Annotated in this window: 12 protein-coding genes; 9 read left to right on the top strand and 3 right to left on the bottom strand. The window is 58.7% G+C overall.

Translation table 11 applies throughout. The annotated features are described in order from the left end of the window. Positions 1-18: 18 nt before the first annotated feature. Both gbdR and ACX3YF_RS09415 read right to left on the bottom strand, forming a co-directional pair. Positions 19-1122, bottom strand: coding sequence for a choline metabolism transcriptional regulator GbdR (gbdR, locus tag ACX3YF_RS09420; RefSeq protein ID WP_047534337.1), 1104 nt, complete (start codon positions 1120-1122; stop codon positions 19-21). Between the two features lie 513 nt (positions 1123-1635). Then, complete coding sequence (locus ACX3YF_RS09415) at positions 1636-3012, bottom strand: L-serine ammonia-lyase (RefSeq protein WP_130206537.1); 1377 nt, start codon at positions 3010-3012, stop codon at positions 1636-1638. Between the two features lie 436 nt (positions 3013-3448). Here ACX3YF_RS09415 and ACX3YF_RS09410 point away from each other — a divergent pair, with 436 nt between their 5' ends. From ACX3YF_RS09410 to choV, 3 genes are all read left to right on the top strand, one after another. Next, on the top strand, positions 3449-4399 hold the full coding sequence (locus ACX3YF_RS09410) for a choline ABC transporter substrate-binding protein (protein WP_448647545.1): 951 nt from the start codon (positions 3449-3451) through the stop codon (positions 4397-4399). 77 nt (positions 4400-4476) lie between these two features. Continuing rightward, positions 4477-5322 (top strand): choline ABC transporter permease subunit, encoded by an 846-nt coding sequence (gene choW / locus ACX3YF_RS09405; protein WP_027926639.1) that lies wholly within the window; start codon positions 4477-4479, stop codon positions 5320-5322. Next, the gene (gene choV, locus ACX3YF_RS09400) at positions 5319-6497 is read left to right on the top strand and encodes a choline ABC transporter ATP-binding protein (protein ID WP_130206541.1); all 1179 of its coding nucleotides are present in this window, start codon (positions 5319-5321) and stop codon (positions 6495-6497) included. Before choW ends, choV begins: the two co-directional genes overlap by 4 nt. A gap of 197 nt (positions 6498-6694) precedes the next feature. Here choV and ACX3YF_RS09395 read toward each other — a convergent pair whose 3' ends face one another. After that, positions 6695-8635, bottom strand: coding sequence for a BCCT family transporter (locus tag ACX3YF_RS09395; RefSeq protein WP_223272667.1), 1941 nt, complete (start codon positions 8633-8635; stop codon positions 6695-6697). A gap of 379 nt (positions 8636-9014) precedes the next feature. Between ACX3YF_RS09395 and betI the strand changes: the two genes are divergently transcribed. The 6 genes from betI to ACX3YF_RS09365 all read left to right on the top strand — a co-directional run bounded on the left by betI (position 9015) and on the right by ACX3YF_RS09365 (position 15341). Next, a complete protein-coding gene (gene betI / locus ACX3YF_RS09390) occupies positions 9015-9608 on the top strand; it encodes a transcriptional regulator BetI (RefSeq protein ID WP_130206545.1) in 594 nt (197 codons plus the stop codon). 107 nt (positions 9609-9715) lie between these two features. After that, on the top strand, positions 9716-11188 hold the full coding sequence (betB, locus tag ACX3YF_RS09385) for a betaine-aldehyde dehydrogenase (protein ID WP_458973665.1): 1473 nt from the start codon (positions 9716-9718) through the stop codon (positions 11186-11188). 157 nt (positions 11189-11345) lie between these two features. Continuing rightward, on the top strand, positions 11346-13049 hold the full coding sequence (betA, locus tag ACX3YF_RS09380; RefSeq protein ID WP_196585979.1) for a choline dehydrogenase: 1704 nt from the start codon (positions 11346-11348) through the stop codon (positions 13047-13049). Between the two features lie 218 nt (positions 13050-13267). After that, a complete protein-coding gene (locus ACX3YF_RS09375) occupies positions 13268-14275 on the top strand; it encodes a hypothetical protein (RefSeq protein ID WP_448647547.1) in 1008 nt (335 codons plus the stop codon). After that, the gene (locus ACX3YF_RS09370; RefSeq protein WP_196585980.1) at positions 14275-15000 is read left to right on the top strand and encodes an AzlC family ABC transporter permease; all 726 of its coding nucleotides are present in this window, start codon (positions 14275-14277) and stop codon (positions 14998-15000) included. Before ACX3YF_RS09375 ends, ACX3YF_RS09370 begins: the two co-directional genes overlap by 1 nt. Beyond that, complete coding sequence (locus ACX3YF_RS09365; protein ID WP_448647548.1) at positions 14997-15341, top strand: AzlD domain-containing protein; 345 nt, start codon at positions 14997-14999, stop codon at positions 15339-15341. The genes ACX3YF_RS09370 and ACX3YF_RS09365 overlap by 4 nt, the downstream gene beginning before the upstream one ends. The last annotated feature ends 133 nt before the right edge of the window (positions 15342-15474 follow it).

Here is a 15474-nt window from a genome sequence, read left to right as displayed (position 1 = left end):
CGATGAAGTCCCCTCGGTTTAGAGCCTTACGCTGGCAAACGTCGACTCGTTCCGCGCCTGACTCAGCGCCGACAACGGCCCGGACAATGGCGACAGCACCAGCGCTTGCGGCAGCGGCATCATCGCCACTTGCTGGGTGGTATTGGAGCCTACGCGCTCGTCACGCGGCGGAATGCCGAAGTATTCGCGGTAGCACTTGGAGAAATGCGGCGTGGACACGAAGCCACAGACCGACGCCACTTCGATGATCGACATCGGCGTTTGCTTGAGCAATTGCCGTGCGCGGATCAGGCGCAGTTTCAGGTAGTAACGCGACGGCGAGCAGTGCAGGTACTTCTGGAACAGCCGCTCCAGCTGACGACGGGACACGGCGACATACACCGCCAGTTCGTCGAGGTCGATCGGCTCTTCGAGGTTGGCCTCCATCAGCGCGACGATTTCCTGAAGTTTCGGCTGGTTGGTGCCGAGCATGTGCTTGAGCGGCACGCGCTGGTGATCCTGTTCGTTGCGGATGCGCTCGTAGACGAACATCTCCGAAATCGCGGCCGACAGTTCACGACCGTGATCGCGGCTGATCAGGTGCAGCATCATGTCCAGCGGCGCGGTGCCACCAGAGCTGGTGAAGCGGTTACGGTCGAGGGTGAACAGACGCGTACTCATGGCCACACGCGGGAAAGCTTCCTGCATCGCGGCCAGACATTCCCAGTGCACGCTGCAGTCGAAACCGTCCAGCAGGCCGGCGCACGCCAGGGCCCAGCTGCCGGTGCAGACCGCGCCGAGGCGACGGGACTGACGCGCCTGGCTCTGCAGCCATGACACGTGTTCGCGGGTAACGGTGCGTTGAATGCCGATGCCGCCGCAGACGATCACGGTGTCCAGGGGTGGTGCTTTGTGCATGGAGGCGTCGGGGGTGATCTGCAGACCGTCACTGGCCCAGACCTGACCGCCATCGACTGTGAGGGTGGTCCAGCGATACAGCTCGCGACCGGACAATTGGTTGGCCATTCGCAGAGGCTCCACTGCGGAAGCCAGGGAAATCAGCGTGAAATTGTCCAGCAGCAAAAAGCCGATGGATTGAGGCGCACGGTTCTGGGGTTGGGCCCCGGAGTTGAACGACGTCATCGCGGTATCTCCTCACACAAAGCGGGTGATGGCCTCAGGCGGAGGCTCTTGTTATTGCCATCGTTCTCGCATGGGAGACGGGCTTTGTAATGACAGAGCAAATGCCATGCCTAAATTTGAATGCACGTTCAATAACTCCTAAAAACGACGTCGGAATGAGTCTGCATATGACGCGCGGCGAGTAGGGTTAAGGCGGCCATCGGGCCGGACAAGTGCGCTGCCCCGTTGCGTGTGAGCAAATCGGTAGCACTTGTGGGAACAGGGCTGAAACGATGCGGAAAAGAGTGTCACCGCAGGCACAGGTGACAGACGGTCAGGGTCCCTGGCGACCCCTGACCTTGGGGTCATGATTTACCTGTTTGCGACGCGCCAAAAGGTGGCGCGTTTGAGATCGGGTGTTCATTTAGCGCGCAGTTTTGACTGGTCTGGCCCCATCGCGAGCAGGCTCGCTCCCACAAAGGAACGCATTTCAACTTGGGAGCGAGCCTGCTCGCGATTGGGGTCGACGCGGTCTCAGCACTCTACAGCGCTGACCGCCAACCCGCCGCGCGATGTCTCCTTATATTTGTCATGCATGTCGGCACCGGTATCGCGCATGGTGCGGATCACCCGATCCAGCGAGATGAAATGCTGACCATCGCCGCGCAAGGCCATCTGTGCCGCGTTGATCGCTTTGACGGCGGCAATCGCGTTGCGCTCGATGCAAGGCACCTGCACCAGCCCGCCCACCGGGTCGCAGGTCAGGCCGAGGTTATGTTCGAGGCCGATTTCCGCTGCGTTGCACAGTTGCTCCGGCGTGGCGCCGAGGATTTGCGCCAACCCGGCCGCCGCCATGGCGCAGGCCGAACCGACCTCCCCCTGGCAACCGACTTCGGCACCGGAGATCGAGGCGTTTTTCTTGCACAGAATCCCGACAGCAGCGGCGCCAAGGAAGTAGTCGACGACGTTGGCGTCGGTCACGTCTTCGCTGAACTTCATAAAGTAGTGCAACACCGCCGGAATGATCCCCGCTGCACCATTGGTCGGCGCCGTGACCATGCGCCCGCCGGCCGCGTTTTCTTCGTTGACCGCCAGGGCGAACAGGTTGACCCACTCCATGGCGCTGAGCGTCGAGCCGATCACGTTGGGCTTGTTCAACTCCTGCAAGCTGCGATGCAGCTTGGCCGCGCGCCGGCGCACATTCAGGCCGCCGGGCAGGATGCCTTCGTGCCTGAGGCCGTGATCCACGCAATCCTGCATGGCGCGCCAGAGCGTCATCAGGCCGCTGCGTATCTCTTCTTCACTGCGCCAGACCTTCTCGTTGGCCATCATTAATTCAGCCACGCGCAAGTCGTGCTTTTTGCACAGTTCCAACAGCTCGGCGGCGCTGGAGAAATCGTAAGGCAATACGGTGCTGTCGAGGTCGACGACACCGCTGGAAGCCTGGGCTTCATCGACGACAAAACCACCGCCGACCGAATAGTAGGTGTCGCGATGCAACTCGCCGTGATCGTCTTCGACAATCAGGGTCATGGCGTTGGGATGGAACGGCAGGTTCTCGTCGATCAGGCGCATGTCGCGGCCCCAGATGAACGGCACCGACAAACGACCGTCAAGCAACAGTGTGTGGGTTTCGCGCAGGGTGGCGATGCGAATGCCGATTTGCGACGGATCGATCGCATCCGGCCATTCGCCCATCAACCCCATGATCACCGCGTTGTCGCTGCCGTGGCCAATGCCCGTGGCCGACAACGAACCGAAAAGCCGGACTTCGACGCGCCGTACTTGCTCCAGCAACCCGCGTTCACGCAAGCCTTGCACGAACAGCGCCGCCGCCCGCATAGGCCCCACGGTGTGCGAACTGGAAGGGCCGATGCCGATTTTGAACAGGTCGAAAACACTGATAGCCATTACTGCCGGACTCCTGGATGTGCCAATTCCAGGCGCAAAAGCGCCCGGTGACGGAGCTGCTACGCTCAAGCTGCAATCCGTCAGGATGGCCGCATCATCAGGCTTTTAATGTGTCGTTCGACGTCTCACACCGACGCACTCATGCCCACCAACGCCGCATGTCTTTTACGTCGCGTTTTCGCCGTTTTTTTGCGACGCGGAGGGGGAAAACAGGCTGAAAAAAGCTGTAAACGACGTCACTGACACTGGATGCGACCATCCCTGTACTGGTTACGACGCACCCTGTAGGCGTCAGATTTTCACTGGTACATGATCGTATCGACTCGATTGCAAGGCGCCGTGGTAGAGCTGTCTCCAAAACGCCATCCAACCGCAACCCATAAGTGCGGTGGTCCCAGTCGGAACACTGCCAAAAAAAACACCAAGGAGTCCATCCATGAAAGGTTCCCCGTCGTTGTTGTTGGCCGCCATGCTTAGTCTGCCGCTCTTGGCGCAAGCCGCCGAGCCGGCACAATGCAGTACCGTAAACTTCTCCGATGTCGGCTGGACCGACATCACCGCGACAACCGCAACCACCAGCGTCGTACTCGATGCCCTGGGCTACAAGACCAAGACCACCATGATTTCCGTGCCGGTGACCTACAAGTCCCTGGCCGACGGCAAGAACATGGATGTGTTCCTCGGTAACTGGATGCCGACCATGGAAAACGACATCAAGGCCTACCGCGATGCCGGCACCGTCGATGTGGTGCGCACCAACCTGACCGGCGCCAAGTACACCCTCGCCGTGCCGCAAGCGTTGTACGACAAAGGGCTGCATGACTTCGCCGATATCGCCAAATTCAAGAAAGAGCTCGACGGCAAGATCTACGGCATCGAGCCAGGTAACGACGGTAACCGCCTGATCCAGAGTATGATCGACAAGAACGCCTTCGGCCTTAAAGACGCTGGTTTCAAAGTGGTCGAGTCCAGCGAAGCCGGCATGTTGTCGCAGGTCGATCGCGCGCAGAAGCGCGACACCGCCGTGGTCTTCCTCGGCTGGGCGCCGCACCCGATGAACAAGCGCTTCAAGATCCAGTACCTCACCGGTGGTGACGACTTCTTCGGCCCCGACTTCGGCGCCGCCACGGTGGCAACCAACACCCGCAAGGGTTACACCCAGGAATGCAGCAACGTCGGCCAACTGCTGAAGAACCTGGAATTCACCGTCGACATGGAAAGCTCTCTGATGGGCAACATCCTGGACGACAAGATGAAGCCTGACGCGGCCGCCAAGGCCTGGCTGAAAAAGAATCCACAGGTGCTCGATACCTGGCTCGCTGGCGTGACCACCATTGATGGTAAACCAGGCCTGGAGGCCGTGAAAGCCAAGCTTGCCCAGCCTTGAATTAGGGAGCATCGCTTACGCCGGGCGGCTCACGCCGTCCGGGCTGTTTATTTCCTTGCATGCGGACGTTCACTACCATGCTGATTGATCAGAAAATCCCCCTAGGCCAGTACATCGCGGGCTTCGTTGAATGGTTGACGCAACACGGCGCCAACACCTTCGACGCAATCGCCGTGACACTGGAAACGATGATCCACGGCGTGACGTTTGCGCTGACCTGGTTCAACCCGCTGGCATTGATCGGCCTCATCGCACTACTGGCACACTTCATTCAACGCAAGTGGGGACTGACGGTTTTCGTCATCGCCTCCTTCCTGCTGATCCTCAATCTGGGGTACTGGCAGGAAACCATGGAAACCCTCGCCCAGGTGCTGTTCGCCACCCTGGTCTGCGTGGTCATCGGCGTGCCGTTGGGCATCGTCGCCGCGCACAAACCGATGTTCTACACATTGATGCGTCCGGTGCTCGATCTGATGCAGACCGTACCGACCTTCGTGTACCTCATTCCTACCCTGACCCTCTTCGGTCTGGGTGTGGTCCCGGGCTTGATCTCGACGGTAGTGTTCGCGATTGCCGCGCCTATCCGCCTGACTTACCTGGGCATTCGCGATGTACCGGAAGAATTGATGGACGCCGGCAAGGCCTTTGGCTGCTCGCGACGTCAACTGCTTTCACGAATCGAACTGCCCCACGCCATGCCAAGCATCGCGGCCGGTATCACCCAGTGCATCATGCTGTCGTTGTCGATGGTGGTGATCGCGGCACTGGTGGGCGCCGATGGCCTGGGCAAACCGGTGGTCAACGCACTGAATACCGCTGATATCGCCCTGGGCTTCGAAGCCGGCCTGGCGATCGTACTGCTGGCGATCATGCTCGACCGTATCTGCAAACAACCCGACGCCAAAGTAGGGGGTGACGCATGAGCATTATTCGCTTCGATAACGTCGACGTTATTTTCTCCAGGGATCCACGCGAGGCGCTCAAGCTGCTGGATCAAGGCATGACCCGCAACGAGATCCTGAAAAAGACCGGGCAGATCGTAGGGGTCGAAAAGGCCAGCCTGGACATCGAAAAAGGTGAAATCTGCGTACTGATGGGCTTGTCCGGCTCCGGCAAATCCAGCCTGTTGCGCTGCATCAACGGCCTCAACACCGTCAGCCGCGGCAAACTGTTCGTCGAGCATGAAGGCAAGCAGATCGACATTGCGTCCTGTACCCCGGCAGAACTGAAAATGATGCGCACCAAGCGCATTGCGATGGTGTTCCAGAAGTTCGCCCTGATGCCCTGGCTGACGGTCCGCGAGAACATCAGCTTCGGCCTCGAAATGCAGGGTCGTCCCGAGAAGGAACGGCGCAAGCTGGTGGACGAAAAGCTTGAGCTGGTGGGCCTGACCCAGTGGCGCAACAAGAAACCCAACGAGCTGTCCGGTGGTATGCAGCAACGCGTGGGCCTGGCCCGCGCCCTGGCGATGGACGCGGACATTCTGCTGATGGACGAACCGTTCTCGGCGCTCGACCCGCTGATCCGTCAGGGCCTGCAGGACGAACTGCTGGAACTGCAACGCAAGCTGAGCAAAACCATCGTGTTCGTGAGCCACGACCTCGATGAAGCCCTGAAGCTCGGCAGCCGTATCGCGATCATGAAAGACGGCCGGATCATCCAGTACAGCGTGCCGGAAGAGATCGTGCTGAACCCGGCGGACGACTACGTGCGGACCTTCGTGGCCCACACCAACCCGCTGAACGTGCTGTGCGGTCGCAGCCTGATGCGCACCCTGGACAACTGCAAGCGCATCAACGGTTCGGTGTGCCTCGATCCGGGCGGCGATTCGTGGCTGGACCTGGCGGAAGGCAATACCATCAAGGGTGCCCGCCAGAACGGCTCGGCCCTGGACCTGCAGAACTGGGTACCGGGTCAGGCGGTAGAAGGCTTGGGTCGTCGGCCAACGCTGGTGGACTCGAACATCGGCATGCGCGATGCGCTGCAGATTCGTTATCAGACCGGCAACAAACTGGTGCTGCACGACAACAACCATGTGGTCGGGATTCTCGGCGACAGCGAGCTGTACCACGCGCTGCTCGGCAAGAACCTGGGTTAAGGCAACACACACAAAAACGCCGCGAGAGGATCGCGGCGTTTTTGTTTATCGGGATATAGGGCAATCCAGAGTTGAATCTGATGCCCCCATCGCCAGCAGGCTGGCTCCCACAGGAGCATGTATTCCAATGTGGGAGCCAGCCTGCTGGCGATGAAGCTGACGCGGTGCTTCAGACCCAAACACCGCGCACTTGCTGTTTAGCTGTACACCCGGCCAAGGAGCTGCCGATGGCTTTCAAACTGATCGAGCACGTCACGGGTGATCTGATCCTGGGTGAAGCCCATCAAGTCGTAGTCCTGGCTGCCGTTGTGCAGGTACACCTCGGCGCGGTAGTAACGCTGGCGCGTTTCATCCGACTGAGCCGATTCGGTTGGCGTGGCCAGGTAGCCGTCCAGGCTCACTTCGTAGACAAACGGGTTGCCCTCTTCCATCTCGACCCGCACGCCCATGCAACGCTTGGACTTGCCCAGCAGCGTCTGAACTTCCAGGCCTTGAGCACGCATTTGCGCCGTCGCATCCTGCAACGCCGGGCTCACATGCTTGTCCATGAAACGCTGAACGATCGACTGGCTCGGTTGCAGGTCCAGTTGCGTCAAGCGCTCGCTGAAACCACGACGACCACGCGCCGCCAACTCGGCTTGTTCCTGTTCGATCTGCACGTCCTGGCGCATGGCCTTGTGCAAGCCGAACATGAAGAACACCAGCACCACCGAGAACGGCAAACCGGCCAGCACCACCATGGTTTGCATGGCCTCGAAGTTACCGGCGAACAGCAGGCCAATGGTCACCAGGGTGATCACCACCGACCAGAAGATCCGCAGCCAGTGCGGGGCGTCTTCATCGACATTGCCGCCCTTGCACGAAAGGTTGGCCATCATCACCGCGCCGGAATCCGCCGGAGTCAGGAACAGCACGAAACCGACAAAGATCGACACGCCGATCACAACCTTCGACGCCGGGTAATGCTCCAGCAACTGGTAAATCGCCATGGACGGCTGTTCCAGCGCCGTCTTGCCGAGCTCCACCGCGCCGTGGTTCATCACCAGGTCCAGCGCCGAGTTACCGAAGATCGACAGCCACGCCAGGGTGAAACCCAGCGGAATCAGCAGCACGCCGGCCACCATCTCACGCACCGTGCGGCCACGGGAGATACGCGCGACGAACATGCCCACGAATGGCGCCCAGGATATCCACCAGGCCCAGTAGAACAGGGTCCACAGGCCCAGCCAGCGGTCGGACTTCTCGCTGTCGCCTTCGTACACATAAAGGTCGAAGGTCTTCAGCACCACGCCGTTCAGGTAGTCGCCGACGTTCTGCACGAAGCCGTTGAGCAGGTGCAGGGTCGGGCCGAACAGCAGCACGAAAATCAGCAGGCCGCTGAACAGCACGATGTTCAGGTTGGACAGACGACGGATGCCGTTTTCCACGCCCGACACTGCAGCGATGGTCGCCACGGTGCTCATCACGATGATCACGATCAGCAGGTTGGTGTTGCTGTGTTCCATGCCGAACAGGTTTTCAAGGCCCGACGACACCTGCAGCGAACCAATCCCCAGGTTGGTCACCAGACCCAACAGGGTCACGAACATGCCAAAGCCGTCCACCGCATGACCCGCCGCGCCCTTGACCCAACGTTCGCCCACCAACGGGTACAACGCCGAACGCAACGCCAGCGGCTGGTTATGCCGATAGGCAAAGTACGCCACGGCCAGGCCGACCAGCGCATAGATCGCCCAGCCGTGCAGGCCCCAGTGCAGGAATGTCAGCTGAACCGCCTGACGGGCGGCCAGGTTGCTGCCCGCCACGCCTTCCGGCGGGTTGAAGTAGTGGTCCAGCGGTTCGGACGCACCGAAGTACAGCAACGAAATGCCGATACCCGACGAGAACAGCATCCCCGCCCAGGCGCCGTAGCTGAAGTCCGGGGTGTCGTCCTTGCTGCCGAGCTTGAGCTTGCCGTAGGACGAAAACGCCAGGCCGACGACGAAAATCAGATAGGCGGCGATCACCACCATGTAGTACCAGCCGAAGCTGCGGGACAACCAGGCCTGAGCGGTGCCGAGCATTCTGCCGGCCTCTTGCGGGGCGATGATCAGAATGGCGGTCAACAACAGAATCAACGCGGTAGAGGTGTAGAACACCCAACCGTTGACCGTCACCTTTTCTGGTGGGGTCTTTATTAGCGAGGCAGAACTCATGGCACAGATGCTCCAGGCAGTGCGAGAGAAGAACGCAAGGCAGTGTGGTACCCGACCAATCGGTTAGTGGGCAGCCGACCGGTGGGTGATATAAAGACACGCCGAAAAAAGCCCGAAGCCCCGCAGACGCCAGCGCGTACAGGGTTCGAGCGTTTTCGGATGCCGGTTTTTCGCCATTTACATGTAGGAAAAATCTGTAAGCAGCGACGATTTGTCGCAGATCTTATTCTTTGTTGATTGAACGTTCAATCAAAACAAAATAGACTGGCCTCAGTCCGGTGGTCGTTCTGCGTCCGCCGGAAGGCCTAAGGAGATGTGCAAGATGCCCAAGGTCGGTATGCAACCCATCCGCCGTCAGCAGTTGATCGAAGCCACTTTGCAGGCCGTCGATCAGGTCGGAATGGGGGACGCCAGCATTGCGCTGATCGCCCGTTTGGCCGGTGTCTCGAATGGCATCATCAGTCACTATTTTCAGGACAAGAACGGCCTGATCGCCGCCACGATGCGGTATCTGATGAGCGTCCTGAGCGAGAGCGTCACCCTGCGCCGACAGGCGCTGGCGGATGACAGCCCCCGGGCGCATCTGCGGGTGATCATCGAAGGCAACTTCGACGCCAGCCAGGTCAATGGCCCGGCAATGAAAACCTGGCTGGCCTTCTGGGCCACCAGCATGCACCAGCCGTCTTTGCACAGGTTGCAGCGGATCAACGATCACCGTCTGTATTCCAACCTGTGCTGCCAGTTCCGCCGCGTGTTGCCGCTCGATCAAGCGCGCAGCGCCGCCCGTGGCCTGGCAGCCCTCATTGACGGGTTGTGGTTGCGCGGCGCGCTGTCGGGAGACGCTTTCGACACCGAGCAGGCGCAACGGATCGCTTACGAATACATGGATATCCAACTGGCCAAGCAGGTGAGTTAGAGCACACATAACCGCTCGACCCCTGAACCGCCACCGACCCGCGATGCCAAGGCTGCACGGCGCGCCCGGTGGTTAACGCCAACCACTTATGCTCTTGCGAGGACAATATGGCCCGTTTCGAACTGCAAAAACTCTACATCGATGGCGCGTACTCCGACGCCAGCAGCGACGCCACTTTCGAAGCCATCAACCCGGCTAACGGTGAAGTCCTCGCAACCGTACAGCGTGCGACCAAGGAAGACGTCGAGCGCGCGGTGGTCAGCGCTGAAAAGGGTCAGAAAATCTGGGCGGCAATGACTGCGATGGAGCGTTCGCGCATCCTGCGTCGCGCCGTGGACATCCTGCGTGAGCGCAACGATGAGCTGGCCGCCCTGGAAACCCTGGACACCGGCAAGTCATATTCCGAAACCCGCTACGTCGACATCGTCACCGGCGCTGACGTGCTGGAGTACTACGCAGGCCTGGTGCCCGCCATCGAAGGCGAGCAGATCCCGCTGCGCACCACATCGTTCGTCTACACCCGTCGCGAGCCGCTGGGCGTGGTGGCCGGTATCGGCGCGTGGAACTACCCGATTCAGATCGCCCTGTGGAAATCCGCTCCAGCCCTGGCGGCCGGTAACGCGATGATCTTCAAGCCAAGCGAAGTCACTTCCCTGACGACCCTGAAACTGGCCGAGATCTACACCGAGGCAGGCCTGCCGGCTGGCGTGTTCAACGTCCTGACTGGCAGCGGCCGCGAAGTCGGCACCTGGCTGACCGAGCACCCGCGCATCGAGAAAGTTTCGTTCACCGGCGGCACCGACACCGGCAAGAAAGTCATGGCCAGCGCTTCGAGCTCTTCGCTCAAGGACGTGACCATGGAACTGGGTGGCAAATCCCCGCTGATCATCTGTGACGACGCCGACCTCGATCGCGCCGCCGACACCGCGATGATGGCCAACTTCTACAGCTCAGGTCAGGTCTGCACCAACGGCACTCGCGTGTTCGTACCGGCCCACCTCAAAGCCGCTTTCGAAGCCAAGATCGTTGAACGCGTTGCGCGCATTCGCATTGGCAACCCGCAAGACGAAAACACCAACTTCGGCCCGCTGGTCAGCTTCGCCCACATGGAAAGCGTGCTGGGCTACATCGCCAAGGGCAAGGAAGAAGGTGCCCGCCTGCTGTGCGGCGGCGAGCGTCTGACCGACGGCGAATTCGCCAAGGGCGCCTTCGTCGCGCCGACCGTGTTCACTGACTGCACTGACGACATGACCATCGTCCGTGAAGAAATCTTTGGCCCGGTGATGGCGATCCTCACCTACGAAACCGAAGAAGAAGTGATCCGTCGCGCCAACGACACCGACTTCGGCCTGGCCGCCGGTATCGTCACCCGCGACCTGAACCGCGCCCACCGTGTGATTCATCAACTGGAAGCCGGTATCTGCTGGATCAACGCCTGGGGCGAATCCGACGCCAAGATGCCGGTCGGCGGTTACAAGCAGTCGGGTGTAGGCCGTGAGAACGGCATCAGCTCGCTAAACAACTTCACCCGCATCAAATCGGTACAGGTCGAGCTGGGCGATTACGTCTCGGTGTTCTAAGACCCGAGTCCTGTATTGCTTGCGAGGGCCTCTTCGCGAGCAGGCTCGCTCCCACAAGAGCACATGCAATCCCCCTGTGGGAGCGAGCCTGCTCGCGATTCGAGTGCGCTGCACTCGCCTGGGTCCGACCTGACCACATCTAAAGAGGGTGCATTCAATGTCCCAAGAATTCGATTACATCATCATCGGTGCCGGCTCGGCCGGTAACACCCTGGCGACCCGTCTGACTGAAGACGAAGGCGTCACCGTCCTGCTGCTCGAAGCGGGCGGCCCGGACTACCGTTCCGACTTCCGCACGCAGATGCCGGCCGCCCTGGCGTTCCCGCTGCAAGGCCGTCGCTACAACTGGGCCTATGAAACCGATCCGGAACCGCACATGGACGGTCGTCGCATGGAGTGCGGGCGCGGCAAGGGCCTGGGCGGTTCTTCGCTGATCAACGGCATGTGCTACATCCGCGGCAACGCCATGGACTACGACGGCTGGGCCAAACTGCCAGGCCTGGAAGACTGGACCTACCTGGACTGCCTGCCGTATTTCCGCAAAGCCGAAACACGCGACATCGGCCCGAACGATTACCACGGTGGCGAAGGCCCGGTCAGCGTGACCACGCCCAAGGCCGGCAACAACCCGCTGTTCCACGCCATGGTTGAAGCTGGCGTGCAGGCCGGTTACCCGCGCACCGAAGACTTGAACGGCTATCAGCAGGAAGGTTTCGGCCCGATGGACCGTACCGTGACGCCGAAGGGCCGTCGCTCCAGTACCGCGCGCGGCTACCTGGACATCGCCAAGAAGCGTTCGACCCTGACCATCGTCACTCACGCCCTGACCGACAAGATCCTGTTCGAAGGCAAGCGTGCGGTCGGCGTGCGTTACCTGGTCGGCGCCGCCGAAGAGCGTGTCGAGGTCAAGGCACGCAAGGAAGTGCTGCTGTGCTCCGGCGCCATCGCGTCGCCGCAGATCCTGCAACGCTCCGGTGTCGGCCCGGCCGAACTGCTGAAAAAGCTCGATATTCCGGTGGTCCACGACCTGCCGGGCGTCGGTGAAAACCTGCAGGACCACCTAGAGCTGTACCTGCAATACGCGTGCACCCAACCGGTCTCGCTGTACCCGTCGCTGTTGTGGTGGAACCAGCCGGCCATCGGCGCCGAATGGTTGTTCAACGGCACCGGCATCGGCGCCAGCAACCAGTTCGAAGCCGGCGGTTTCATTCGCACCCGTCCGGAATTCGAGTGGCCGAACATCCAGTACCACTTCCTGCCGGTAGCGATTAACTACAACGGCAGCAACGGTGTGAAAGAGCACGGCTTCCAGGCGCACATGGGTTCCATGCGTTCGCCGAGCCGTGGTCGCATCCAGGCCAAGTCCAAGGACCCACGCCAGCACCCGAGCATCCTGTTCAACTACATGGCCACCGAGCAGGACTGGCAGGAATTCCGCGACGGCATCCGCCTGACCCGCGAAATCATGCAACAGCCGGCACTGGACGCCTTCCGTGGCCGCGAAATCAGCCCCGGCATCGACGTGCAAACCGACGAACAACTGGACAAGTTCATCCGCGAGCACGCCGAAACCGCGTTCCACCCGTCCTGCTCGTGCAAGATGGGCACCGACGAGATGGCCGTGGTCGATGGCGAAGGTCGCGTGCACGGCATGCAGGGCCTGCGGGTGGTCGATGCCTCGATCATGCCGATCATCACCACCGGCAACCTCAACGCGCCAACGATCATGATCGCCGAGAAAATCGCCGACAAGATCCGCGGTCGCAAGCCGCTGCCACGCAGCAAGGCTGACTACTACGTGGCCGGAGATGCGCCGGTGAAAGGCAAGCCGCTGCGTGAAGTGAGCCAGGCAGTTCAGTAACAGCTCACGTACTTGCCTCAAAAAAAACCGCCAACCTTTCCGGGTTGGCGGTTTTTTTTGGCTAACACGATCTACTTACAGCAAACAACAATCATCACATCAAGTAACTAAAATTAATTACAACACCTCAATAAAAAACTCGTAACACTTGCACCAAGACCAGCTTAAAAACTTCCATTACTATCCGCGCCCCGCCCCATGGGACAGGAGAAATTTCAATGGAAATCAATAGCATGCCCAACATCGGCCGAATCAAGACACCAAGTCACTTCAGGGATCAAATATCGAAAGAAAAAACAATCACCATTGACTTCAGTTATTTGACCGGCGTGATTGAATCCTGGTGGAAAAAGAACAGCCAACTAGATACACACACCTTAAAAACACAATTAATCAACCTTCTCTTAACCTATCTGCACGCTGAAGATACTTTCCATTTCGACAAAGTAGGTCTGGCCGATGGGTGCGCAGCCGTCTGCATAAAAAATGTATTCAAACTTGACTCACCAAAACTCGCCTTAACTGTGCATGAAGCACTGGCCGACTTATTTCATCTCACCGACATAAAATACGACTACGAAGAGCACAAAGCACTGTACCTAAAACCCTCTGCAGAAATGTATCGGGAATGGGGCAATGGCCATGGCGATATCACACCACACTCCGATGATTTGTATGAAAACTTGAATGTCGATTACCTGGCCCTGACCGTTTGCCGTGACATCACAAAAACCCCCACTGCCTATTACTTCCCAAGCGATCTGCTTTGCGATTTGAACGATGACGAAATAACCGAATTACTGACTATGCAAGCAACGTTTATTTCCGGCAAAAACGTTAGCGGCCTGAAAGAGCGGGTTCGTCGTGTGGTTGAATTTTCCGAGCTCTACGGTTTCCATTTTTCGCTGGATTTCCGCATTGACTCTGAAAATGGTGAGCGAATGCGCGCAAAACATGGCGGTCAACATGTGCTGGACAAAATCCGAGCCGGTTTGCCAAACGCAAAACACCATGTTTCAACAGCTGAAACCGGTACGTTCCTGATCGTAGCCAACCACAAGATACTGCATGCCCGGCCGATGCTGAATATGGATGCCAATGAGGCTCGTGATCAAGCTCACAACTCAACATTCAGCACAACGCCAAGATTATTGTTCCGAAGCAAAGGTCCCAGGAAGCACTACTTCCCGCTGGATGAAACAACCTATACGGCGGAGGCCCATTGATGGCGACTCCGGATACGCTCATTCGATCCTCGGCCGCCAGCGTTTTTATTGAAGGGGCACGCGACGCAATTACCTTTGGTGTCGCGTTCATTTTCCTCTACTTGTCCATAGGCCTTTTAAGCGCGACGCAATCACTATCGTTGAGCCAGGCGCTGGCAACAACTCTGTTGATATTTTCCACGCCACTGCAATTTCTACTAATACAAAGCTATAACGACGGGTGGGTATTGCTTCCTATCATCGTGGCACTCAACGCTCGCTTTGTATTACTTTCCGCCACACTTGCCCCCTATATCAGAAACACTTCCACCCTGAAAACCATGGCGTCCTTGATTCTGATCACACCTTCGATATTCACGGGGTGCGTCACTCGATTCAAACGCAAGGCCGATCATCCCTTTACCTACATGATCGGCCTGGGCCTTCCCATATTCGGCATATCGATCATCTGCACCTACATCGGTTTCATCGCCGGCGCAGAGTTCACCTCCCCGGTCATCTACGCAGCGATGACACTGTTGTTGCCTCTGCAATTCACCGCCTTGGCCGGCAAACATTGGCCTCATTATTCGGAAGTATCGAGTTACTGGCTTGGTTTTATCGGTGCACCATTATTGGTCTATCTATTCAAGGACTACAGTTTGCTCTGCACGCCTTTCATTATCGGCGGATTGATCGTGCTGATTGAAAACAACTACAAAAAGCGCGAAGGCGTAACCCCATGACAATCTGGCTTCTTATCGCATTTTCCGCCCTGACCGCCTTTGCATTTCGTGCCCTGCCTTTTGCCTTCAAAAACAGCGCCGCGCTCACCCATACCCAAGGTTCCTTTTATCGATTCATCAGCTACAGCGCACAGGCAATGTTGGGTGTCATCATTTACGACACGGCATTCAACAAAAAGGATGCGCTAACCCTGTTCCAGCAATTTGAACCGCTGGATGCGCTGAAGCTGGTTTTGCTGGTCGGTACCTTCATAGCCGTCGCGAAAACAAGGAAAATCCTGCCTGTTTTTTTTGCAAGCCTGTTCATTTATGTCGCAGCTTTCGTCTATCTGAACGGCTGATCGCAGGTCTTTGCCTGACAGTGGAATTGATCGCGAGCAAGCTGCAACGCCTGTTCGCGAACACAATCAGTAGCCAACTCGTCTCCCGTCGAGCGTACTTCGCAATCCTTTCCTCCATTGCTCCGCCCTTGAT

Source organism: Pseudomonas fluorescens group sp. PF-69, assembly GCF_054481235.1.
This window is presented reverse-complemented; position numbering and strand designations above follow the sequence as displayed.